The 21,700-nt window shown below is 66.8% G+C and carries 25 protein-coding genes and 1 pseudogene; 13 read left to right on the plus strand and 13 right to left on the minus strand.

What is annotated here, in order from left to right; translation table 11 throughout:
• Nucleotides 1-166: 166 nt before the first annotated feature.
• The 8 genes from NS355_RS00535 to NS355_RS00570 all read right to left on the minus strand — a co-directional run bounded on the left by NS355_RS00535 (nucleotide 167) and on the right by NS355_RS00570 (nucleotide 6,602).
• The gene (locus NS355_RS00535) at nucleotides 167-985 is read right to left on the minus strand and encodes a sigma-70 family RNA polymerase sigma factor (RefSeq protein WP_058743871.1); all 819 of its coding nucleotides are present in this window, start codon (nucleotides 983-985) and stop codon (nucleotides 167-169) included.
• Entirely contained in the window at nucleotides 982-3,063 is a 2,082-nt protein-coding gene (flhA, locus tag NS355_RS00540; RefSeq protein WP_058743872.1) for a flagellar biosynthesis protein FlhA, read from the minus strand. Before flhA ends, NS355_RS00535 begins: the two co-directional genes overlap by 4 nt.
• A gap of 3 nt (nucleotides 3,064-3,066) precedes the next feature.
• Nucleotides 3,067-3,924 carry a hypothetical protein gene (locus NS355_RS00545; RefSeq protein ID WP_058743873.1) on the minus strand — a complete coding sequence of 286 codons (858 nt, stop codon included), beginning with the start codon at nucleotides 3,922-3,924 and terminating at the stop codon, nucleotides 3,067-3,069.
• A 221-nt stretch (nucleotides 3,925-4,145) separates the two neighbouring features.
• Nucleotides 4,146-4,457, minus strand: a complete 312-nt coding sequence (locus NS355_RS00550) for a hypothetical protein (RefSeq protein WP_058743874.1) — start codon at nucleotides 4,455-4,457, stop codon at nucleotides 4,146-4,148.
• Nucleotides 4,454-4,744, minus strand: coding sequence for a flagellar biosynthesis anti-sigma factor FlgM (gene flgM, locus NS355_RS18035; protein ID WP_084787411.1), 291 nt, complete (start codon nucleotides 4,742-4,744; stop codon nucleotides 4,454-4,456). The genes NS355_RS00550 and flgM overlap by 4 nt, the downstream gene beginning before the upstream one ends.
• A gap of 105 nt (nucleotides 4,745-4,849) precedes the next feature.
• A complete protein-coding gene (locus NS355_RS00560) occupies nucleotides 4,850-5,347 on the minus strand; it encodes a flagella basal body P-ring formation protein FlgA (RefSeq protein WP_058743875.1) in 498 nt (165 codons plus the stop codon).
• A complete protein-coding gene (locus NS355_RS00565; protein WP_244489502.1) occupies nucleotides 5,344-5,895 on the minus strand; it encodes a hypothetical protein in 552 nt (183 codons plus the stop codon). Before NS355_RS00565 ends, NS355_RS00560 begins: the two co-directional genes overlap by 4 nt.
• Nucleotides 5,892-6,602 (minus strand): motility protein A, encoded by a 711-nt coding sequence (locus NS355_RS00570; RefSeq protein WP_058743876.1) that lies wholly within the window; start codon nucleotides 6,600-6,602, stop codon nucleotides 5,892-5,894. The genes NS355_RS00565 and NS355_RS00570 overlap by 4 nt, the downstream gene beginning before the upstream one ends.
• Before the next feature lie 222 nt (nucleotides 6,603-6,824).
• Between NS355_RS00570 and flgB the strand changes: the two genes are divergently transcribed.
• The 13 genes from flgB to NS355_RS00635 all read left to right on the plus strand — a co-directional run bounded on the left by flgB (nucleotide 6,825) and on the right by NS355_RS00635 (nucleotide 17,492).
• Complete coding sequence (gene flgB, locus NS355_RS00575; RefSeq protein WP_058743877.1) at nucleotides 6,825-7,175, plus strand: flagellar basal body rod protein FlgB; 351 nt, start codon at nucleotides 6,825-6,827, stop codon at nucleotides 7,173-7,175.
• A gap of 3 nt (nucleotides 7,176-7,178) precedes the next feature.
• Nucleotides 7,179-7,589: a flagellar basal body rod protein FlgC gene (flgC, locus tag NS355_RS00580; RefSeq protein ID WP_056432238.1), complete on the plus strand. Its 411-nt coding sequence runs from the start codon at nucleotides 7,179-7,181 to the stop codon at nucleotides 7,587-7,589.
• Between the two features lie 2 nt (nucleotides 7,590-7,591).
• Nucleotides 7,592-8,287: a flagellar hook assembly protein FlgD gene (locus NS355_RS00585; protein ID WP_058743878.1), complete on the plus strand. Its 696-nt coding sequence runs from the start codon at nucleotides 7,592-7,594 to the stop codon at nucleotides 8,285-8,287.
• Between the two features lie 29 nt (nucleotides 8,288-8,316).
• Nucleotides 8,317-9,609, plus strand: a complete 1,293-nt coding sequence (locus NS355_RS00590; RefSeq protein WP_058743879.1) for a flagellar hook protein FlgE — start codon at nucleotides 8,317-8,319, stop codon at nucleotides 9,607-9,609.
• Between the two features lie 30 nt (nucleotides 9,610-9,639).
• Entirely contained in the window at nucleotides 9,640-10,395 is a 756-nt protein-coding gene (locus tag NS355_RS00595) for a flagellar basal body rod protein FlgF (RefSeq protein WP_058743880.1), read from the plus strand.
• 13 nt (nucleotides 10,396-10,408) lie between these two features.
• A complete protein-coding gene (gene flgG / locus NS355_RS00600) occupies nucleotides 10,409-11,197 on the plus strand; it encodes a flagellar basal-body rod protein FlgG (RefSeq protein ID WP_058743881.1) in 789 nt (262 codons plus the stop codon).
• A 74-nt stretch (nucleotides 11,198-11,271) separates the two neighbouring features.
• A complete protein-coding gene (locus NS355_RS00605) occupies nucleotides 11,272-11,940 on the plus strand; it encodes a flagellar basal body L-ring protein FlgH (RefSeq protein WP_058743957.1) in 669 nt (222 codons plus the stop codon).
• A gap of 11 nt (nucleotides 11,941-11,951) precedes the next feature.
• Nucleotides 11,952-13,049, plus strand: a complete 1,098-nt coding sequence (locus NS355_RS00610; protein ID WP_058743882.1) for a flagellar basal body P-ring protein FlgI — start codon at nucleotides 11,952-11,954, stop codon at nucleotides 13,047-13,049.
• Nucleotides 13,046-13,375, plus strand: a complete 330-nt coding sequence (locus NS355_RS00615) for a rod-binding protein (protein WP_084787413.1) — start codon at nucleotides 13,046-13,048, stop codon at nucleotides 13,373-13,375. The genes NS355_RS00610 and NS355_RS00615 overlap by 4 nt, the downstream gene beginning before the upstream one ends.
• Before the next feature lie 15 nt (nucleotides 13,376-13,390).
• Nucleotides 13,391-14,734: a flagellar hook-associated protein FlgK gene (flgK, locus tag NS355_RS00620; RefSeq protein ID WP_058743883.1), complete on the plus strand. Its 1,344-nt coding sequence runs from the start codon at nucleotides 13,391-13,393 to the stop codon at nucleotides 14,732-14,734.
• Between the two features lie 5 nt (nucleotides 14,735-14,739).
• A complete protein-coding gene (flgL, locus tag NS355_RS00625; protein ID WP_058743884.1) occupies nucleotides 14,740-15,633 on the plus strand; it encodes a flagellar hook-associated protein FlgL in 894 nt (297 codons plus the stop codon).
• Nucleotides 15,634-15,734: 101 nt separating this feature from the next.
• A complete protein-coding gene (motA, locus tag NS355_RS00630) occupies nucleotides 15,735-16,598 on the plus strand; it encodes a flagellar motor stator protein MotA (RefSeq protein ID WP_042487297.1) in 864 nt (287 codons plus the stop codon).
• A 3-nt stretch (nucleotides 16,599-16,601) separates the two neighbouring features.
• Complete coding sequence (locus NS355_RS00635; RefSeq protein ID WP_058743885.1) at nucleotides 16,602-17,492, plus strand: flagellar motor protein MotB; 891 nt, start codon at nucleotides 16,602-16,604, stop codon at nucleotides 17,490-17,492.
• Between the two features lie 24 nt (nucleotides 17,493-17,516).
• Here NS355_RS00635 and NS355_RS19180 read toward each other — a convergent pair.
• The 5 genes and pseudogenes from NS355_RS19180 to rpoN all read right to left on the minus strand — a co-directional run.
• Nucleotides 17,517-17,822: pseudogene (locus tag NS355_RS19180) on the minus strand (GNAT family N-acetyltransferase); the annotation flags it as partial.
• A 24-nt stretch (nucleotides 17,823-17,846) separates the two neighbouring features.
• Nucleotides 17,847-18,107, minus strand: coding sequence for a GNAT family N-acetyltransferase (locus NS355_RS19185; RefSeq protein WP_209445001.1), 261 nt, complete (start codon nucleotides 18,105-18,107; stop codon nucleotides 17,847-17,849).
• Nucleotides 18,108-18,344: 237 nt separating this feature from the next.
• Nucleotides 18,345-18,836 (minus strand): MucR family transcriptional regulator, encoded by a 492-nt coding sequence (locus NS355_RS00645; RefSeq protein ID WP_056432212.1) that lies wholly within the window; start codon nucleotides 18,834-18,836, stop codon nucleotides 18,345-18,347.
• Nucleotides 18,837-19,590: 754 nt separating this feature from the next.
• The gene (locus tag NS355_RS00650; protein WP_058743886.1) at nucleotides 19,591-19,962 is read right to left on the minus strand and encodes a hypothetical protein; all 372 of its coding nucleotides are present in this window, start codon (nucleotides 19,960-19,962) and stop codon (nucleotides 19,591-19,593) included.
• A 71-nt stretch (nucleotides 19,963-20,033) separates the two neighbouring features.
• A complete protein-coding gene (gene rpoN, locus NS355_RS00655; protein WP_058743887.1) occupies nucleotides 20,034-21,518 on the minus strand; it encodes an RNA polymerase factor sigma-54 in 1,485 nt (494 codons plus the stop codon).
• Nucleotides 21,519-21,700 lie beyond the last annotated feature (182 nt).

The following is a 21,700-nucleotide window of genomic DNA, read 5'->3' on the forward strand; positions in this document are numbered from 1 at the left end:
AGTTGGCGGGAATGGCCGCCCAATCCTCCCCTGGAAGGGGAGGTGGCAGGCCGAAGGCCTGACGGAGGGGTGTCGCCGTTTGTGAGGGAGGCCCACACTCGCTAGCGGTTACACTCCTCCACCATGCTGCGCATGGTCCCCCTCCCCTTGCAGGGGAGGAAGCGTTTTACCGCTGGCTGGCGAGGGCCTTTTTCAGGCGGGCATGCGCCGCGCTTTTGATCTGGCAGACGCGGGCCGCGCCGACGCCGAGCACCTGGCCGATTTCCTCCAGGTTGAGTTCCTCGACATAATAAAGCTGGATCACCATCGCCTCGCGCTCGGGGAGCGCCGAGATGGCGGCGATCAGCGCGTCGCGCAGGTCGCTTTCGGCCAGCTGCTCGAAGGCGTCGGGCGTGTCGTCGGCGAACCAGGGCAGGTCGTCGGCATAGACATCGTCGATCGCCTCCATCCGCACGGCCTCGGCGGTCTTGTAATCGGCGCGCAGCCGTTCAACCGTGATGCCCAGCTTTTCGGCGACCGCCTCGTCGGATGGGGCCTGGCCCTCGGTCTGGGACAGGGTGTTGACCGCCTCGTGATATTGGCGGCGGCGACGCATCGCGCCGCGCGTCGTCGTCGCCTGACGCCGAAGCTCGTCGATCATCGCGCCGCGCAGCCGCGACTTCAGATAATGGCCGAACTCGACGCCGCGCTCCTCGAACGAGGCGGCGGCCTCGACCAGCGCGACCAGTCCGACCTGCACCAGATCCTCGACCTCGATCATGCTCGACATGGACCCATGCACATGCCACGCGATGCGCCGGACCAGCGGCAGGTGCTGGCGGATGACCGCATTCGCATCGCCGCCGGGCATCCCGGCGCGACGCGGCGCGGGACGATAGGTCAGCGGTTGATCGGCGGCCGTGGGATTGGCCAGCGCGGGATCGAAATTCGCCGGGTTGAAGCTCTGCGCGTCCATGAACGCGCCGCTCAGGGGATGTGCGCTCATGCGGCCAACGCCTGTTGCTGGTGATGATGGGGAGAGCCGATGACGGCGACGACTTCGACCGCCTTGTCCTCGGGCACTTCGAAGAAGGAGAGGACGGGCGTGTCGGGCAGGCAGGTGCGGACCAGCTTGCGCATCGCGATGCGCACGCCCGGCTGCACGACCAGCGCAAAGGGCTTGGCCTCGGCGATCAGCGGCTGGGCGGCCTGGGTCAACGCCTCGGTGATGCGGCGGCCCAGATCGGGTTCGATCACATGGCGGCGCCCGGTATCGGCGCGCATGGCCTGGCCCAGCAGCCCTTCGAGCTGGCCGTCCAGCGTCATGACGCGCAGCGGCTCGCGCATCCCGCACAGCTTCTGGATGATGAGCGCGCCCAGCTGCGGCCGGATCAGCTCGACGATCTCTTCGGCGTCGAGCGTCTTCTGGGCCGCCACGGCGATCGCGCTGGCGATGCGGCGGAACTCCTTCAAGGTGATGTTCTCCGAAAGAAGGCCCTTGAGAACCTGGGTCAGGGTGGTGAGCGGCAGCGGGTTCGGGCTGAGCGAGGCGGCGAGTTGCGCGGCGCGCTCCTTCAGCCCGTCGAGCAGCGACTGGACCTCGTCGGGGCCGAGCAGTTCGGCGGCGTTCGAGGACAGGATGTGGTTCAGGTGCGTCGCCATGACGGTGCCCGGATCGACCACCAGGTAGCCCATGCCGGTGGCGGCATCGGCGTCGCCCTTCAGGATCCAGGTGGCGGGCAGGCCGAAGGTCGGGTCCTTGACCGGCTTGCCGTTCAGTTCGCCAAAGGCCTGGCCGGTGTCGAGCGCCAGCATCTCGTCGGGCGAGACCTGATCCTCGGCGGCGACGACGCCGTTGATGATGATGCGATAGCTATAGGGCGCCAGGTTGATGTCGTCGCGGACGCGGGCCTGCGGCACGACGAAGCCCAGGTCCTTGGACAGCTGGCGACGGACGCCGGTGATACGGGCCATCAGCGGCGCGCCGCGGCGCTCGTCGACCAGCGGCACCAGGCCGTAACCGATGTCGATATGCACCTGCATGCCGTCGATCACCTCGTCCCAGCCGATGCGCGAGGGGTCGACCGGCTCGGGCGCGGGGGCGGCGGGGGCGATGACCGGGCGCTTCTCGATCTGGCGCAGCTTCCAGGCGGTGAACCCGGCGATCCCGGCGGCGGGCAGCAGCACCAGATGCGGCATGCCCGGCAGGACGCCCAGCAGACCCAGGATCGCGGCGACCGGGATCCAGGTCTTGGACGCACCGAATTGCGAGCCGATCTGGCCGGCCAGATCCCTGTCCGACGACACGCGCGTCACGATGGCGGCGGCGGCGATCGACAGCATCAGCGAGGGGAGCTGCGCGACCAGCGCGTCGCCGATGGCGAGCAGGATATAGGTCTTGGCGGCGTCGGCGATGCCCATGCCATGGCTGACCGGACCCAGGATCAGGCCGCCGATGACATTGGCCGCAAGGATCAGCATGGCGGCGACGGCGTCGCCCTTCACGAACTTGGACGAACCGTCCATCGAGCCGTAGAAATCGGCCTCGGTCGACACCTCGACGCGGCGCGCCTTGGCCTGGTCCGGCGTGATGAGCCCGGCGTTCAGGTCGGCGTCGATCGCCATCTGCTTGCCGGGCAGGGCGTCCAGGGTGAAGCGCGCGGATACTTCCGACACGCGGCCTGCACCCTTGGTCACGACGATCAGGTTGATGATCATCAGGATCGCAAAGACGAAGAGACCCACGACATAGTCGCCGCCGATCAGGAAGGTGCCGAATGCCTCGATGACGTGACCGGCCGCGCTCTCGCCCTCATGGCCATGGACCAGCACGATGCGGGTCGAGGCGACGTTCAGGCCCAGGCGGAACAGGGTGGCGAACAGGAGGACGGTCGGGAAGGCCGAGAAGTCGAGCGGCTTTTCGGCGTTCAGCGCGACCATCAGCACGGCCAGGCTGATCGCGATGTTGGCGACGAAGAAGATGTCGAGCAGCGCCGGCGGGATCGGCACGACCATGACCAGCACCAGCAGCAGGATCGCGGCGGGCAGGGCCATGGTGCGGCCGCTGGCGAAGATCTTGCCCATCGCTTAGCCACCCATCCGTGCGAGCATCATATAGGCGAGGCGCGCATGATCGGGCTTGGGCCGCAGCACGCTGTCGCCGGTCGTGGTCGCACCGCGCATCCCCAGCTGGTTCATGGTGCTGTTGGCCCAGGCGATCGCATCGGCGGCGCTTTCGTTGTTGCCGGTGACGACGGTCGCGTCGCCGTTCATGCCCTGGAGCGCGAGCGCCTGGGCCGCGAATTGCAGATTGGCGGCGCGCGTCTCGTCGCTGTCGGCCTTGGTGCCGGCCAGCTTGGCGGAGAAGCGGTCGTAGATTTCCGAGAGCGAGCGCGGCTGGCCGTTCGCGGCGTAGAAGACCGAACGGTTGGCCCGCGCGGCGGCAGGGAACAGCGCGGCGCCGCTGGCCTGCGGGTTGCCGGCCATGGTGCCCAGGAACTTGGTCGCGCCGCCCAGACCCAGGAAGTGCGCCATGTACAGGTCGGTGCCGCCCGCCTCGCGGCCCAGCGCCGATTCCAGCGCGGACTTGTTGTCCGAGGCGTGTTCGGCGGCCATCAGCGAGGCGGCGGTCGGATCGTTGCGCAAGCCCATCACCGCCGAGCGCGCGCCGCCCGACACATAATAGCGTCCGCCCGACTGGCCGATCGCATCGGCGGCCCAGCCCAGGCCATGTTCCGCGCCGTGCTTCTTCACGACCGCCAGCCAGCTCTGCTCGACGAACTGATAAAGCCCCGAGGCGGAGGAGGTGCCCGCGCGGGCATTGGCGTTCAGGCCGGACTCCAGCTTCGCCTGGCCGAGCAGATAGCCGAAATCGACACCCGTGCGGCTGGATGCCAGCGCGATGGCCGATTGGATTCTGGCGTGGGAGACGGGTTGGACGGTCATGCTGCGGTAAAAAGCCCTTGTTCGGGCCTTACTCAGCAAGGGACGTGCCAATTCCTGACGATGTCGTCAGGGGTGCGACATGAAGGGGCGGGGGGCAATAAAAAAGCCCGGAAAACCGGGCTCTTGTTCGCTAAACTTATCTTAGGCCGCCGATTTCCCCGCCGGGTCTGCCGCCGCCGATCCGGCAAAGCGGCAACCCGTTGCCGCCCGGCAAGCGGCAATCAGGCATAGGCGCGCATGGCGGGGCGATAGCCCATGCCGGAGTCGCCGGTCAGCGTCTGCAGGCGGCGGCGCACATTGGCCGCCATCAGGTTGACGTAGATGCGGCAGGTCTCGTTCAGGCGGTTGGCCTCGTCGGCCAGCTCGCGCAGCTCGGGGCCTGCGGGACCGGTGCCGAGCGCGGCGACCTCCTCGATCGCGGCCAGCTTCTCGATCGTCGCGCGTTCCAGCGCGGCCACGTCGTTGACCTTCAGCGCCGCGATTTCGCGGTGGAGGGCCTCGATGACCCGGATCAGGGCGTCACGGCGTGTCATTTACCATTCCAGTCCAGCTTCAGCGCAATCATCTGGTCGGCGATGGTCGCCGGCAGGATCGGAAAATCGCCATTGGCGATGGCCTTCTTGATCTGGGCGACCCGGTCCATGTCGACCGGCGGCTGCGCAGCCAGGGTGCGGGCCAGGTTGCTGACGCCGCTCGTGTCGTTCGCCTTGACCGGGGGCTGTTCGGGGCTGGCGGCACCAGCGAGCGCGTTGGGACGCGTCACGGCGGCGACCCGCCCGACCCTCGCTTCCCCGGCACTCAGCCTTGTTACTTCCACCATGCCCGCACCCTCTGGTTCCGCTGACATGGGGTATAACGGCCGGGGCCGGGGATTCTTTAGCGCGAATTTACGCTTTTTCCCCGTTTTCCGCCGCGCCCGCGTCCCTCATTCCGACCAGCCGGGCAGGGTGGCGCGACCGCTGGCCAGGGCCACGGCCTGGATCGGCTGGCGGGCGGATTCGATGCGCACCGGGAAATGTCCGCCGGGGGCCGCGTCGGCCATGGCAACCCCTTCTCGCGTAATGGAAAAGCCGTCCGATCCCGCTTCGATCACGACCGGGTCGCCGCGCTTGATGACGGGTTCGGCCTTGACCGCCACGGCGGGAATGACACGCGCTTCCGGCGCGGGCCTGGGGGCGGAGAGCACCGGCACGAAGATGCGCCATTGCGGGCTGGAGCAGGTGACGACCACCGCGTCATGCGCCTCCGTGCGCCAGGACAGGGCGACGGTCGGGCACTGGGCCAGCTTCAGCCGATTGTCGATCGTCGAGCGGGGGCCGCCCTCCACCCCGACCGGACGGCCGGTAAAGGCGGTGACGGCGGCGTCGAGCGCGGCGACATCCTGGAAACCGGCGGCACCGGCCAGGAGCAGGGACAGGATCATCGTGAGGGTCTCCGTAAAGGTTCACCGGCAAAGACCAGGGTGACCATCGCGACGCGAGGGCCCGGCTTTCCGGCGGTGGACAGGATCAGGCGGTCGGCGGCGGCGGGGCCGATCAGCGCGGCCGCGGTACGGGCGCGATCGGCGGCCAGCACGACCGCGCTATGGGTGACGGGATCGACATCGGCGGCGCTGCCGTCGGTCGAGCCGACGATGGACAGGCGGACGCGCGGATCGGCCAGCGCCTCGCGCGCCCAGGGGACGAACAGCGCGTCGGGCTCGACCGGCACGGCGGACCCGGCGGCGAAGTTCAGCGCGGCGGTGGCGACCGGCATGGCGGGCGGCGGGGCAGGGGGCGCCCGCAGCGCCTGGTCGACATGGTCGCTGCTGCCGAACTGCGCGCGCAGGCCGTTGAGGAGGGCAGGGCGTCGCTCCGCACCCGTAGCCTGGACCAGAACGAGGAAGCCGACCAGCAACAGCGCGAGGTCGGCCAGCGTGATCAGCCAGATCGGCCGCGCGGGCGGCGTTTCGGGAAAAAACGGCTCGGTCATGCGACACTGACCAGATTGGGGCCGGACTTCGGACCGGACTTGGGGTCGGGACCCGTGCCCCCGCGCGACGGGCGCGGGGCCTCGCGCGCGGCCAGGGCGGCCAGCGGCGTGACGATCCGGGTCCGCTCGAACGCCTCGATCCGCGCCGCGCGACGCAGGCGCATCGCGATCGGCTGCGCGACCAGATTGGCGAACAGCGCACCATAGAGCGTGGCGAGCAGCGCGATCGCCATGGCGCCGCCGATCCGCTGCGGATCGTTCATCGTCGCGAACATGGCCGCCAGGCCGATCAGCGTGCCGACCATGCCCATGGCGGGCGCGATCTCGGCGGCGCCCGTCCAGACATCGGCGGTCGCCACATGCCGCTCGACCCGCGCCGCGCGCGCGAGGTTCAGGCGGGCGGCCACGGCCTCGGCCCCTTCGCCGTCGACGATGGCGGCGACCGCCTCGGCCATGTCGGGATCGGTGATGACCGAGCGGTCGAGCGCCAGGACACCCTGGCGCTTCGCCATGCGCGACAGGTGTGCGATCTGCTCGACCAGGGGATCGGCGGAGAAGGGGCGTCGCGGCAATACCGCGAGTGCGCGCATCGCCCGTCCGGCATCGCGCCAGGGCGTGCGCAGCAGCGTCGCGATCAGCGTTCCGCCCAGCACGATGGCGAGCGCCGCGGCGTCGAAGAACTGATGAAGCGGAGGAAATGCAGTCATGCGCGCACTCACGCAAAGACTGGGCCAATTCGCGCACGGGAAGGGCGTGCAGGGCGCTTGCCGGGAGCGCTGCCGCCTGGTTGCCGCCGACCGGCAAAAACCGGCAGCGGCTTGCCGGGCCAGGCCTGCCGCCGCCCTGCCGCCCTTCTGTTCAAGCACTTGGCACGGTCATTGCGAGGGTCCGGCCATCGCGAAGTCCCGCGTGGGAAAGGAGGTTGAACGATGGCCGCAGAAACGCTTTTCGGAGTGCACGGTGCCGCACTGGAGGTGCGGGCGCAGCGCATGGGTGTGCTGGCGTCGAACATCGCCAACGCCTCCACCCCGGGCTTCAAGGCCCGCGACATCGATTTCAAGGCGGCGCTCGCCTCGGTCGAGGGCGGTCAGGATCAGGGTCGGGGCATTGCGGACGCGATGAAGTACCGCGTGCCGATCCAGACCTCGCTCGACGGCAACACCGTCGAACTCAACCAGGAACAGACCGCCTTCGCCGAGAATGCGGTCCAGTATCAGACGACGCTGTCGTTCCTGAACGGTCGCATCTCCACCATCACCCGCGCGCTGAAGGGCGAATAAGCGATGCCGAACGGACCGCTTTCCATCTTCCAGGTCGCCGGTCGCGCCATGTCGGCGCAGCTGGTGCGGATGAACACCACCGCGTCGAACCTGGCCAATGCCGGTGGCATCGCCGGGTCGGTCGACACCGCGTACAAGACGATGAAGCCGGTGTTCCGCACCAGCTTCGACGCCGCGACCGGCCTGTCCACCGTCGATGTCGAGAAGATCGTGACGGCGGGCGAGGACCCCACCAAGCGCCACGATCCCAACAATCCGCTCGCCGACAAGGACGGCAACGTCTTCGAGGCGGCGGTCGACGAAACCCGCGAGCTGGTCGACATGATGGAGACCTCGCGCACCTATCAGAACAATGTCGAAGTGATGCAGACGGCCAAGTCGCTGATCCTCGATACCCTCAAGCTGGGACGCTGATCATGGCATCCGATGTGATGGACTCGACGCTCGACAGCCTGGGCATTACGCGCGCCGGAGGTGCGACCACCGGCACCACGGCCGCTGCCTCGGCCAAGAAGACGACGCTCGGCCAGGCCGACTTCCTGAAGCTGCTGACCGCGCAGCTCAAGAATCAGGACCCGTTCGCGCCGATGGACAATACCCAGATGGTCGCCCAGATGGCGCAGTTTTCCAGCGTGGCGGGCATCTCCGAGATGAACACCACGCTGACATCGCTCGCGAACAAGCTGAGCGGGACCACGCCCGCCGCCGCGATAAACTATGTCGGCAAGACCGTCCTGACCCAGGGCACGACCGCCTATGGCCGCACCAGCGGCGGGCTGGCGGGTCAGGTCGAACTGGACGCCGCGGCGTCGGACGTGACGGTGACGATCTCCGATGCCAGTGGCGGGGTCGTCAAGTCGCTGTCGCTCGGCGCGCAGAAGGCGGGCACGGCCAGCTATGACTGGGACGGCAAGACCGCCGACGGCAAGAGCGCCGGATCGGGCCCCTTCACCATCTCGGTGTCCGCCAACAACGGCAACGCCGCCGTCGTCAGCCGCTCGCTGGTCTGGGCGCCGGTCCAGTCCGTCTCGCTGCCCTCCACCGGCTCGCCGGTCCTGACCGTCGCCGGTCTGGGCCAGGTCCAGATTTCCGCCGTCCGCGCCGTCGGCTGATCCCCCTTCACGCACCAGGAAGATAGCCCATGTCCTTCTACACCTCGCTCAGCGGCCTTCAGGCCTCGCAGACCGACATGTCGGTCATCTCGCACAACCTCGCGAACGTCGGCACCAACGGCTTCAAGAAGAGCCGCGCCGAGTTCGCCGACGTGATGGCCGCCAATTTCTCGACCGACCCGTTCAAGCAGGTCGGCTCGGGCACCGTGGTCAAGGCCAACCGACAGGAGTTCAAGGAGGGCAATTACACCAGCACCTCCAACGCGCTCGACCTCGCCATTTCGGGCGACGGCTTCTTCACGGTGCAGGCGGGCGGCACCGCCGGTACGCTCCAATATACGCGCAACGGCTCGTTCCAGGTCGACACGAACAATTACGTCACCGACACGCAGGGCAACCGCGTCCAGGTGTTCCCGGTCGACAAGGACGGCAACGTCACCTCGTTCGGCAACGACGGCCTGACCAGCCTGCAGCTGCCGACGACCAGCGGCACCCCGGTCGCCACCAAGAAGGTGTCGATGGCCATCAACCTGTCGAGCACCGCCGTCGCACCGACCGCCGCCTTCGACCGCACCAACATGGGCACGTACAACAACACGACCCAGACCAAGATCTACGACACGACCGGCAATGCCATGACGCTGACCAATTACTATGTCCGCGCGCCGCTACCGGTCGATGCCAATGGCAATGCGATCCAGCCTGCGGACGGCAGCAGCAGCTGGCTGGTCTACAGCTTCGTCGGCGATCAGCAGATGACGACCAATGGCGGGTCGAAGGACCCGATCAAGATGACGTTCGATTCGGGCGGCAGCCTGAAGGCACCGGTCGGGGTGACCAAGTACGACAATTTCACCCCGCGCACCTCGATCGTCTCGCAGCCGCTGTCGATCGACTATACCGGCTCGTCGCAGTCGGGTTCGATCTTCTCGGTCGCCTCGCGCACCCAGGACGGCAAGTCGGTGGGCCTGTTGTCGGGTGTGTCGGTCGGCGACGACGGCCTGGTCACCGCCTCCTTCTCGAACGGCGAGACCGCGGCGCTGGGCAAGGTCGCGGTGGCGACCTTCGTCAACATGCCGGGCCTGCGCCAGGAGGGGAACAGCTATTGGGAAGCGACCGGCAAGTCCGGCGCGGCCAAGTTCGGCACCGCCAACCAGGGCGCGTTCGGCGCGATCCGGTCGAGCACCATTGAGGGGTCGAACGTCGACATCACCGAGGAACTGGTCCAGCTGATCGCGGCGCAGCGCAACTTCCAGGCGAATGCGAAGGCGCTCGATACGTCGAGCCAGATCTCGCAGACCATCTTCAACATCCGCAGCTAAGCGAACGCCGGGGGCTAACGGGGAACCGCGATGGACAAGCTGGTCTATACGGCATCGACGGGCATGCGCGCGCATATGGCGGCGCAGACCGCGATCGCCAACAACATGGCCAATGCCTCGACGATCGGGTTCCGCGCCGACCGCGTCGTGTTCGACCGCATCGACCTGAAGGGTGGCGGCGCGGCGTTCGAGGCGCGGATGCCGACCGCCGAGGAAGTGACCGACGCCGATCGTCAGCCGGGCACGATCCAGCATACCGGCAACGCACTGGACGTGGCGATCGCGACGTCCAGCGCGTGGCTGGCGGTGCAGGCCCCGGACGGGACCGAAGCCTATACCCGTCGCGGCGACCTGGAGGTCACGGCCTCGGGCGTGTTGCAGACCGGCGACGGATATCCGGTGATCGGCCAGAACGGCCCGGTCACGGTGCCGCCGTACAATTCGATGACCGTCGCCCCCGACGGTACGCTGTCGATCATTCCCCTGGGCGCCGGGCCGGATACCCAGCCCCAGGTGATCGACCGCATCAAGCTGGCCGACACGCGCGGCACGCAGACGGTGAAGGGGCTCGACAACCTGCTGCGCGTCAAGGGCGGCGGGGCGATGCCGCAGGACATGGACGCCACCGTCCAGTCGGGCGCACTGGAAGGGTCGAACGTCAACATGACCCAGACGCTGGTCGACATGATCGAGAACCAGCGCAGCTACGAGGTTCAGGCCAACCTCATGAAAGAGGCCAAGTCGTTGGATGAGAACAGCGCATCGCTGATGCGTCTGCCGAGCTGAGGATTAAAGAGACATGTCTTCCGCCGCTTTGCACGTCGCGCGCACCGGGCTCGATGCCCAGGATATGCGTATGCGGGTCATCTCGAACAACCTGGCCAACGTCAACACGACCGGGTTCAAGCGCGATCGCGCCGCGTTCGAGACGCTGGCCTATCAGACGATCACCGCGCCCGGCGCGGCCAGCTCGACCGAGAGCAAATATGCGACCGGCCTGAACCTGGGCACCGGCGTGCGGATCCAGGGGACCGCGCGCATCAATACCCAGGGGTCGATGCAGACCACCAACAACAGCCTCGACATGGCGCTGGACGGTGACGGTTATTTCCAGGTGCAGTTGCCCGGCGGCACGCTCGGCTATACGCGCGCGGGCAATTTCTCGCGCTCGGCCGAGGGGCAGCTGGTCACCGCCGAGGGGTATCAGGTGATGCCGGGCATCACCATCCCCGAGGGCACGACCCAGATCACGATCGGCACCGACGGCACCGTCTCGGCGACCCTGCCGGGCCAGACCGCGGCGGCCGAGATCGGCCAGATCCAGATCGCCAGCTTCCCCAACTCGGCCGGGCTCCAGTCCAAGGGCGACAATTACCTGACCGAAACCGCCGCCTCGGGCGCCGCGAACATGGGTGTCGCGGGTCTCGAAGGGCGTGGCCAGATCCGTCAGGGCATGCTCGAAGGCTCGAACGTCAACGTCGTCGAGGAGCTGGTCGACATGATCGAGACCCAGCGCGCCTATGAGGTCAACTCGAAGATGATCAAGTCGACCGACGAGATGCTGCAGTACGCGAACCAGAATCTGTGACCATGACCCTGCGCTTCCCCACCCTGCGTTTCGACTATTGGACCGAGCTGGCGCTGTCGGCGGCGGCGGGCACCATGGTCGCCGTCGCGCTGATCCCCGCGCCCGCCCATGCCAGCCTGTTCGGTCGCAAGAAGCCTGCCGAGGATTTCTCGACGGTGCGTCCGGCCCCGATGCCGATGCAGCCGGTCGCGCAGCCCGTCCAGCCCAATGGCGGCATCTTCCAGGTGTCGGACGGCTATGCCGCGCTGTACGAAGGGTGGCGCGCGCGCAAGGTCGGCGATCCGCTGACCATCGTGCTGGTCGAGCGGACGGCGGCGTCCAAGTCGGCCAACTCCAAGCTCGGTTCCAAGGGCGATCTGGGCCTGGCCCCGCCGACCACCGGCCCGCTGGGCAAGCTGATCAAGTCGACCGATATCGGCATGAGCGGCAGCCGCAACTTCAACGGATCGGGCGCGGCCGACCAGTCCAACTCGCTGTCGGGCGAGATCACCGTGACCGTGGCGCAGGTGTTTCCCAACGGCACGATGCTGGTCCAGGGGCAGAAGCGCGTGACGCTGAACCGCGGGGACGAGTTCATCCAGATCAAGGGGCTGGTCCGCATGGCCGATGTCGGCATCGACAACCGCGTCGAGTCGACCCGCGTCGCCGATGCGCAGATCGCCTATACCGGCAAGGGCGACGTCGCCCGCGCCAGCCGTCAGGGCTGGCTGAGCCGCTTCTTTCAAGCCGTCAGCCCGTTCTGAGGCCGCATCCCATGCTTTTCCGCTTCTTCTTCATGCTCCTCGCCACCTTCGCGATCGCGGGGCCAGCCTCGGCCGACCGGATCAAGGATCTGGGCGGGTTCCAGGGCATCCGTACCAACCAGCTGACCGGATACGGCGTCGTCGTCGGTCTGCCGGGCACGGGCGACGACAATCTGGAATATACCGTCCAGTCGCTGAAGGCGGTGGTCTCGCGCTTCGGGCTGCAACTGCCGCCGACCGCCAATCCGGGCATGAAGAATGCCGCGGTGGTGATGGTCACGGCCGAGCTGCCGCCCTTCGCCAAGCCGGGCCAGAAGCTGGACATCACCGTCGCCTCGATGGGCAAGGCCAAGTCGCTTCGTGGCGGCAGCCTGATCCTCACCCCGCTTCAGGGTGCGGACGGCCAGATCTACGCGATGGCGCAGGGGAATCTGGCGGTCGGCGGTCTGGGGGCCGAAGGCGCCGACGGATCCAAGATCGTCGTCAACATTCCCTCGGTCGGCCGCATTCCCGAAGGGGCGACGGTCGAGCGGGCGGTCGCCACCGGCTTCGACACCGCGCCCAGCCTGACTTTCAACCTGGCCCGCGCCGACTTCACCACTGCGCAGAATGTCGCCCAGGCGATCAACTCGCGGCTGGGCATGGGCACCGCGCAGGCGATGGACGCCGTGTCGGTCGCGGTCCGCGCGCCGATGGGCGCCGATGTCCGCGCCACGCTGATGTCCGAGATCGAGAATCTGAACGTCACCTCGGCCGAGCCCCCCGCCAAGGTCATCGTGAACGCCCGCACGGGTACTGTCGTCATCAATTCGGCGGTCCGGGTCGGTCCGGCGGCGGTCACCCATGGCAAGCTGACCGTGAAGATCGACGAGAATCAGCGCGTCAGCCAGCCCGGCCCGCTCAGCGGTGGCCAGACGGCGGTGACGCAGAAGTCCGGCGTCTCGGTCGAGGAAGAGCGTCGTCCGATGTTCGTCCTGGCCCCCGGTCCCAAGCTGGCCGACGTGGTGAAGGCGGTGAACGCGATCGGTGCGGCCCCGTCCGACCTGGTCGCCATTCTCGAAGCGCTGAAGGAAGCCGGCGCGCTCAAGGCGGAGTTGATCGTCCTGTGACCCAGAGCATTGCACCCACCACGCCCGTCACGGCGGCCTCCGCGATCGCGGGCACGGTGTCCACCGACACCCGCCGCCTGTCGAACGGCGCGAATTTGGACAAGGCGGGCACCCAGTTCGAGGCGATCTTCACCGGCATGATGCTGAAGGCGATGCGCCAGACCAAGTTGAGCGAGACCATGTTCGACTCCAAGGCGCTGGACACGTTCCGGGACATGCAGGACCAACAGGTTGCCCAGACGATGGCCACCCAGGCGCCGCTCGGCATCGGCAAGGCCGTGACCGCCTTCCTGGCGAAATCTCAACCTGTCGTTAACCAGACATAACGTAGCGCAGTAACCATGAGCGACCTGCTCTCTATCGGCGCTTCGGGCGTCCGCGCATATCAAACCGCGCTGACCGCCGTTGGTGAGAATATCGCCAATGTCGGAACGGACGGCTATTCGCGCCGGTCGGTCACGATGCAGGAGATCTCGCCCGCCGCCGGCCTGGCGGCGAACAAGGTCACTGCGGGCTCGGGCGTCATGGTGCTGGGCATTGCGCGCGCCACCGACGTCTATGCCAGCGCCGCGGTCCGCTCGGCCACCGCCGACCTGTCGCGCACCACGACGGGCGTGACCTGGCTGAACCGGATCGAAGGCGCGATGACCGGCGATCAGGTCCAGACGCGCCTCACCGCCTTCTTCACCGCCGCGCGCACCCTGTCGGCCGAGCCCACTTCGCCCGCGCTGCGCGCCACGATGCTGGAAACCGCGCGTTCGACCGCGACGGCGTTCACCGCGACCGACTCGGCCTTCGGCCAGATCGACGCCGATTTCGATGGTCAGGCACGGCAGGCGGCCCGCGACCTGTCCTCGCTCGCCACCTCGCTGGTCCGCGTCAATGACGGGCTGGGCCGGACTCAGCCGGGCTCCGCGGCGGCGGCGCAGCTGGCCGACCAGCGGGACCAGATCCTGACTCAGATGAGCGCGTTGTCCGACATCACCAGCACGACCGACGAACTCGGTCGCGCAACGGTGCGACTCGGCGATCGGGCCGGGCCGATCCTGGCGGGGACCGACACCACCGGGGCCGTCACCTATCAGCGCGGCGCCGATGGCAGCGTATCCTTCCAGGTCGCCCTGAACGGGCAGATCAGCGATTTCGTGCCCACCGGCGGCGCGATAGCCGGGATGCTGGACGGGGCCGAGCGGATCAACGTGGCCCGCGGTTCCTTCAACCAGCTCGCCAAGAGCTTCGTCGACACGGTCAACGGCCTTCAGGCCGGCGGCCAGGACCTGGCCGGCGCAACCGGCACGGCGATGTTCGGCCTGAAGGCGGGCACCGCGCAGATGAGCCTGTTGCTGACCGACGGGTCGAAGATCGCGGCGGCCAAGGGCAATCAGGGTTCGCGCAATGCCGACAATCTGGCCGCGCTGGAAAGCGTGCGCGGATCGGTCGGGTTCGAAGGCAAGCTGACCCAGATCGTCACCGACAACGCGACCACGCTGAAGCAGCGCCAGACCGTCGCCGATGCGCAGTCCGCGATCCGCGACGGGGCCAAGGCCTCGCTGTCGGCGGCCTCGGGCGTCACGCTCGATTCGGAGGCGGTGACGCTGATGCGCTTTCAGCAGGCCTATTCGGCGACCAGCCGGGTGATCCAGGCGGCGCGCGAAACCTTCCAATCCATTCTCGAGCTGCGGTAACGGTCATGCAGATTTCCACCAGCTTCTTCTATGACTCCGCCGCGCGACGGATGACCGATTTGACCGGCAAGGCGAATGCATTGCAGGTCCAGATCTCGACCGGCAAGAAGCTGAACAACCCGTCGGACGACGCCGCCGCCGCCGCCCAGGTCGCCGAATTCGACCGCCGCGATGCCGACGATGCGGTCTACAAGACCAATCTGACGCTGGCGGGCTCGTTGCTGCAACAGGCGGACACGACGCTGGGCCAGATCGGCAAGCAGGTGCAGAAAGCGCTGGAACTGGCGACCCAGGCGGCGAACGGCACGCTGAATGCGTCCAATCGTTCCAGCGTGGGCGATCAGATCGCCTCGATCCGCGACGCGCTGGTCGGCCTTGCCAATTCCAAGGACACGCGTGGGCTGCCGCTGTTCGGCGCGGCGGCGGGCACCGATGCGGTGACGATGGTCAATGGCCGCTACGCCTATTCGCAGGCCAATGTGTCCGACATCCCGATCGCCGACGGCCAGAGCGTCGACGTCTCGGTCAGCGCCGACCGCGTGTTCCAGGCGGGGGCGAACGATGATACGCTGAACGTCCTCAACACGCTCGTCACCGCGCTGAAGTCGGGCGGCGATGCCAGCGCGACGGTCAAGGACGCGATGGACAAGCTGAAGGCCGCCAACGACAATGTCGCGAGCGTGCAGGCCTCGGTCGGCGCGCGCGAGGCCCGCGTCGAGCTGCAGCAGGGGCTGCAACAGGCCGCCAGCACCGACCGGGCGCAGCTGCGCTCCAGCGTCGAGGATGTCGATCCGGTCGAGACCATTACGAAGCTGCAACAGACGATGACCGTGCTGCAGGCGACCCAGGCCAGCTTCACCAAGCTGAGCAGCCTGTCGCTGTTCGATTATCTGAAATGACCGCGGCCGGGCACCGGCCCGGTAACTGTATTTTGACCTTGCCAGGCTAGGCCGGTGATCTGACGGGCACTGCGGCCGGTCTTCGGGAGAATCGGTTCACCATGTTTCCTGCCATCGGCCTAGTCATCCTGCTCGGCATGGTGTTCGGCGGTTTCGCCATCACCGGCGGCAAGCTCGGCCCCGTGTTCGAGGCGATCCCGCACGAAATGCTCATCATCGGCGGCGCGGCCGTCGGTGCGCTCGTCATCGGCAACAGCGGTGCCGAGCTGAAGGCGCTGGGCGGGGCGATGGGCAAGATCTTCAAGGGCCCGAAATACAAGAAGCAGGACTATCTCGACGTCATCTTCCTCGTCTCGAAGCTGATGAAGATGCTGCGCACCGAGGGCCCGATCGCGCTGGAGCCGCATGTCGAGGACCCCAAGTCCTCCTCGGTCTTCGCCGAATATCCCCGGCTCGTCGCCGACCACACCCTGGTGAACCTGATCGCCGACACGCTGCGCCTGGTCGTGGTGTCGTCGGGCACGCTCGACGTGCACGCGGTCGAAGAGGTCATGGACAATGCGATCAAGACCCATCACCACGAGGTCGAGGGGCCGCAGGGCACGCTACAGAGCCTGGCCGACTCGCTGCCCGCGCTGGGCATCGTCGCGGCCGTGCTCGGCATCGTGAAGACCATGGGCTCGATCGACAAGCCGCCGAGCGTGCTCGGCGGGATGATCGGCTCGGCGCTGGTCGGCACCTTCATGGGCGTGTTGCTGGCCTATGGCATCGTCAACCCCTTTGCGGGGCGCCTGAAGCAGGTCATCGACGCCGATGCCGCCATCTATCACGTGGTCAAGCAGATCATCATCGCCTCGCTCCACGGCCATCCGCAGCCGCTGGTCATCGAGGCGGCGCGCTCGGGCATCAAGCACAAGGACCAGCCCGGCTTCGCCGAGGTGTTCGACGGCCTGCGGGGCAAGTAAGCCATGGCCCGCGCCCCGCATGGCAAGAACGAGCCGCCCAAGATCGTCATCGTCAAGAAGATCATCGCCGATGGTCATGGCGGGCATCATGGCGGCGCGTGGAAGGTGGCCTATGCCGACTTCGTGACGGCGATGATGGCGTTCTTCCTGCTGCTCTGGCTGCTGGGTGCGACCACCGAGAAACAGCGCAAGGGCATCGCCGACTATTTCGCGCCGACGCTGATCGACACCAAGTCGACGGGCATCGGCGGCGGGGTGCTGAACGGCGGGCCGGGCGCGGGTCGCCAGCAGAGCGGGATCACCGGGCGTATCCAGCTGATCGTGCCCAAGGCGTCGGAGGGCGGCGGCGACAAGGCCGGAACCGGCGACAAGGGCTCGCTGCGCAATCCCAACGCCAAGGCGCAGGACCAGAAGACCTTCGACGCGATCAAGCGCGAACTCCTGAAGAAGATGGAGATCACCCCCCAGCTCAAGAAGCTGGCGCAGCAGGTGCGCTTCATCCCGACCGATGACGGCCTGCGCATCGATCTGGTCGACAATGCCGATTATTCGATGTTCGCGACCGGCACCACGAACCTGACTCCGGCGGCGTCCGACCTGATCGGCACCATCGCGAAGACGGTCGCCGACGTGCCCAACACGATCATGATCCGCGGCCACACCGACAGCGTGCCTTATGGCGATCCGCGGGCGATGAACAACTGGCTGCTCTCGTCCAGCCGCGCCGAGTCGACCCGCCGCCGCCTGGCCGCCGGTGGGCTGCCCGAATCGCGGTTCGAGCGGATCGAGGGCGTGGCCGACCGCGAACCGATGATCGCGGGCAACCCCTCCGACCCGCGCAACCGTCGCGTGGCGATCACGCTGCTCTATCGCAAGGGCATGTTCGGGCAGTAGGGCGCGGGGGCGGGATTTGCGCCCTCAATCGCCCGGACATAAGGGCTTGAAGGCCCGGCCATCTGCGTCGAAGTTGCGGTCGTCTAGCCACGCTTCGAACCGGGCCTGTTGGGCTGGCCACTCATGGTCCAGGATCGAGAACCAGGCGGTGTCGCGGCGGCGTCCCTTGACGATGCCGTCACCCCGCCACGTCCCTTCATAGGTGAAGCCGAACCGGCCCGCAGCGCGCCGGGATGCGTCGTTAAGCGCGTTGCAACGCCAGACAACCCGATGATAGCCGATCGCAAAGGCATGCCGCATCATCAGGAAGATCGATTCGGTGGCGGCGCGGGTGCGTTGTAGCCGGGGTGAAAACTAGATGCTTCCGATCTCCAACGCGGCATCGTGCGGGGCTATGTCGCAGAACGAGGCCCAGCCTTCGGCCTTGCCGCTGGTCGCGGGAATGACGGCGAAGAATGGCTGCTGCTCCAGGTCGCTGATCCGTGCGACATGCGCCGCGAGGTCCTGCGTGGTCGGGAATGGCCCGTATTTCAGATAGGCCCATGATCGGTCCGCGCCCTGCGCCGTGTCCCACAGATCGGCAACGTGCCCGGCGGACAGCGGTTCGAGGGTCACGGCTTTGCCGACATGACGGTTGGCCCCAGGCAGGGGGCGGACTGTTTCAGTAACGACGGGGCCGGGCGGGACATCGGTCATGTCCCGTCATCACCGATGGGCGCTGCCGCATTAACTACTATGCGTGTGCGCAAGGACAGGCGCAGTGCCCCAAAAGAAAACCCGCCCGGCCATCCATGCTTCGGGAGACAAGCATGGGCAGCCGGGCGGGTTATTCGTCATTCGATCGCGACGCGATTACTCGGCGTCGGCGGCTTCGCTCTTGCGCGACTTGCGCGGGGCGGGGGCGGCCGCAGCGTTGCGCGGACCAGGCTTGCGGCCCAGGCCGATCTTCTTGGCCATCGCGCGACGGCTTTCCGAATAGCTCTCGGCGACCATCGGATAGTCGGGCTTCAGGCCGTAACGCTCACGATATTCTTCGGGCGTCAGGCCATGGGTGGCCAGATGACGACGCAGCGTCTTGTAGGGCTTGCCGTCGATCATCGAGACGATGTGATCCTTCGACGCCAGCGACTTGCGAACCGACACGGCCGGAACATATTCGGTCGGCGCTTCGACATCGGTCGCCTGCGGTGCGCTGCCCAGAAGCGAAGACACGGTCTCGTGCATCTTGTGGAGGAAAGCCGGAACCTCTTCCGACGAAGTGCGGGTATTGGGATTTCCCAACCACGCAATGGTCAGCTCAGTTGCCAGTTCTACGGCATTCACATCGATAGGGTCGTCGGCCATGATACGCTCCTGTTGTTTCCGTGTGACCTAACCGTCAATCACAGAAGGTCAACCGTCCGAAGCAGCATCGGATCGAATTTAGATGGTTTATGACCGATTTTATATTTGCGTAATGCTCATGAATGGACTCGATCAGCCGCGAAAATCAGGCAAAGATCGGTAAAAGAGAACCCGGTCAGGCGGGATATAAACCACGGCAACATTCTGATTTCGATCAAAAGGGGATCGCGGGGCGGAGGCCTTCAAACCGTTTGTCTCCGACACGTGAATGCACAATATGCAACCAAAATTAATGAGGTTGCATTTGTGTAAATCGTCCGGGCTCGGCATAGAGAGCGGGCCTTTCAGGCATCCTCTCCTAAAAAACTTACGGGCCGGTCTCACGATCGGCCCTTTTTTTGTCTTGCTTCCGCCGCACATCGGCCTAGGCTGACCCATCGCCGCGCTTCAACGATAGTTATAAGCAGGAGTGGAAGCCGCCGGAAAAACCGGCATCGCGCGTCGGTGCCGGGGGTCGAGCGACCGGGTCGCTCCCCCCGTTTGACCTTCGCTGTCGGGTGGCCTTTTCGATCATCGTCCGAGGATTGGGCGTGACCTTCGACTTCGCTTAGGCTGGACGGAGCGAAGAATGGTTCGGATTACATAACCCCGTTCAGCCTGAGCGAAGTCGAAGGCCAGGGCCGAACCTGATGACCAAGTCATCCAAAAGAAGACGGGAGAGACCCCACGAGCCCTCCCGCCCCGAAAAGCCGGTTCAGCCTTTGTTGTCGGACGACGGGCGGTGGATGAACTGGTCCAGCGCCGACAGCGCCATGCCAGCAAAGGCAACGACCTCGGACATGCCCGACTTCGTCGTTCCGCCCTCATGCGGCGGATCGGACGCTTCGGTCCGGGTCGGCTCGGGGGATGGTGCCGCGCCTTCCGTCGGCCGCTTCGTCGTCTCGCGCGCCAGTGCCGAGGCTGCGACGATCAGTCCGGTGGCGAGCAATTGCCGCCCGGCTGGACTGCGAGCCTGATCGAGCAGTGCCTGACCGATCCGGTGCAGGGACGAGGGACCCGAGGACGTGCCCGGCTGTTCGTCCAGCTTGGCCTTTTTCTGCTTCTTCTTATGCTTCTTCTTGCCCATCGGCCTGGCCTCGCAATCTCGTGTATGCTTGATGTAATACACGTGGCGCGGTGTTCAAGCGGCGGGCAATATCACCCCGCCAGGGCGCGGGCGCGACGACGCTGGACCGAGCTGCCGATACCGAGCGATTCGCGATATTTGGCGACCGTTCGCCGGGCGATATCGAAACCCTTGGCCTGGAGCAGTTCGACCAGCGTGTCGTCCGACAGGATCTTGGCGCCTTCGTTCGCGATCAGCGTCTTGATCGCGCTCTTCACCGCCTCCGCCGACACCGCATCGCCACCATCCGCCGCCGCGATGCCGCTGGTGAAGAAGAATTTGAGCTCGAACAGCCCGCGCGCGCAGCTCAGATATTTGTTGCTCGTCACGCGGCTGACGGTCGATTCATGCATCCCGATCGCCTCGGCGACGCGGGCCAGCGTCAGCGGCTTCAGATGCGCGACGCCGTGGAGGAAGAACGCCTCTTGCTGCTTCACGATCTCGGTCGCGACGCGGATGATCGTCCGCTGTCGCTGGTCAAGCGCCTTCATCAGCCAATTGGCGCTGGCGAGGCAGTCGGCGAGCCATGCCTTGGACCCCTTGTCCTGCGGGCCGTGGCGCAGTTCCTGATAATAACGGCGGTTGACCAGCACGCGGGGCAGGGTGGCGGTGTTCAGCTCGATACCCCAGCCATGCTTGGTCCGGGTCACGAACAGGTCGGGCACCACCGCCTGAGAAGGCTCGCCGCCATAGCGACAGCCAGGCTTGGGATCATAGCCGCGCAACTCGCGGATCATGTCGGCCATGTCCTCGTCATCGACACCACAGATGCGCTTCAACCGGACCAGTTCGCCGCGCGCCAGCAGGTCGAGATTGGCGATCAGCTTCGCCATGCACGGGTCGTAGCGGTCTACCTCGCGCGCTTGTAGCGCCAGGCATTCGGCCAGATCGCGCGCGCCGACGCCGGTCGGGTCGAGGCTTTGTACCACCGTCAGCACCGATTCGACGTGGGGGAGGGGGATCCCCAGCCGCCCGGCGATCTCCTCCAGCGGGACGGTCAGATAGCCCGCCTCGTCCAGCTGGTCGATGATATGCGCGGCGATGGTCAGGTCGGTGCCGGACAGGATCAGCGCCACCTGCGCCTCCAGATGCTCGGCCAGGCTGGGGGCATCGTCGGCCAGCGAATCCCAGTCGAGCCCGTCTGCGTCGATCGAACCCCCGCTGCCCGCCGTCCCGTTCAGCGACAGGCCGCCGTCCGGCCCCGTGCCGCCATCGGCGACACTGTCCTGCTGATGGCTTTCGGTCGCATAATCCAGGTCGAGGCCCCGGTCTTCCGAGGGGGCCGTCCCCGCGACCAGTTCGTCGGCCCCGGCAGGGGCCTCCCGCTCGGGGCGCTCAGGGGTTGCCACTTCGCGCACCGCGCTGGCGTCGAGCAGGGGGTTCTTCTCCACCTCCTCGGCGATGAACGCCTCGACCTCCAGATTCGACAGCGTCAGCAGCTTGATCGCCTGCTGAAGCTGCGGCGTCATCACCAGCGATTGCGACTGGCGGATGTCGAGACGCGGCGCGAGGCTCACGGCACCATTCCTCCCCGGCACGGGGAGGTGGCAGCGCGAATGCGCTGACGGAGGGGGGCTTCCCCATAGGACACCCCATGTGGAGCGCCCCCTCCAATATGCTTCGCATGGTCCCCCTCCCCGTACCGGGGAGGATAGGGGGCGCCGTCCGCCGCGCCGGTCATGCCATCAGGTGCGGATCG

The sequence above is a fragment of the Sphingomonas yabuuchiae genome, assembly GCF_001477495.1.
Lineage (GTDB): Bacteria > Pseudomonadota > Alphaproteobacteria > Sphingomonadales > Sphingomonadaceae > Sphingomonas > Sphingomonas yabuuchiae_A.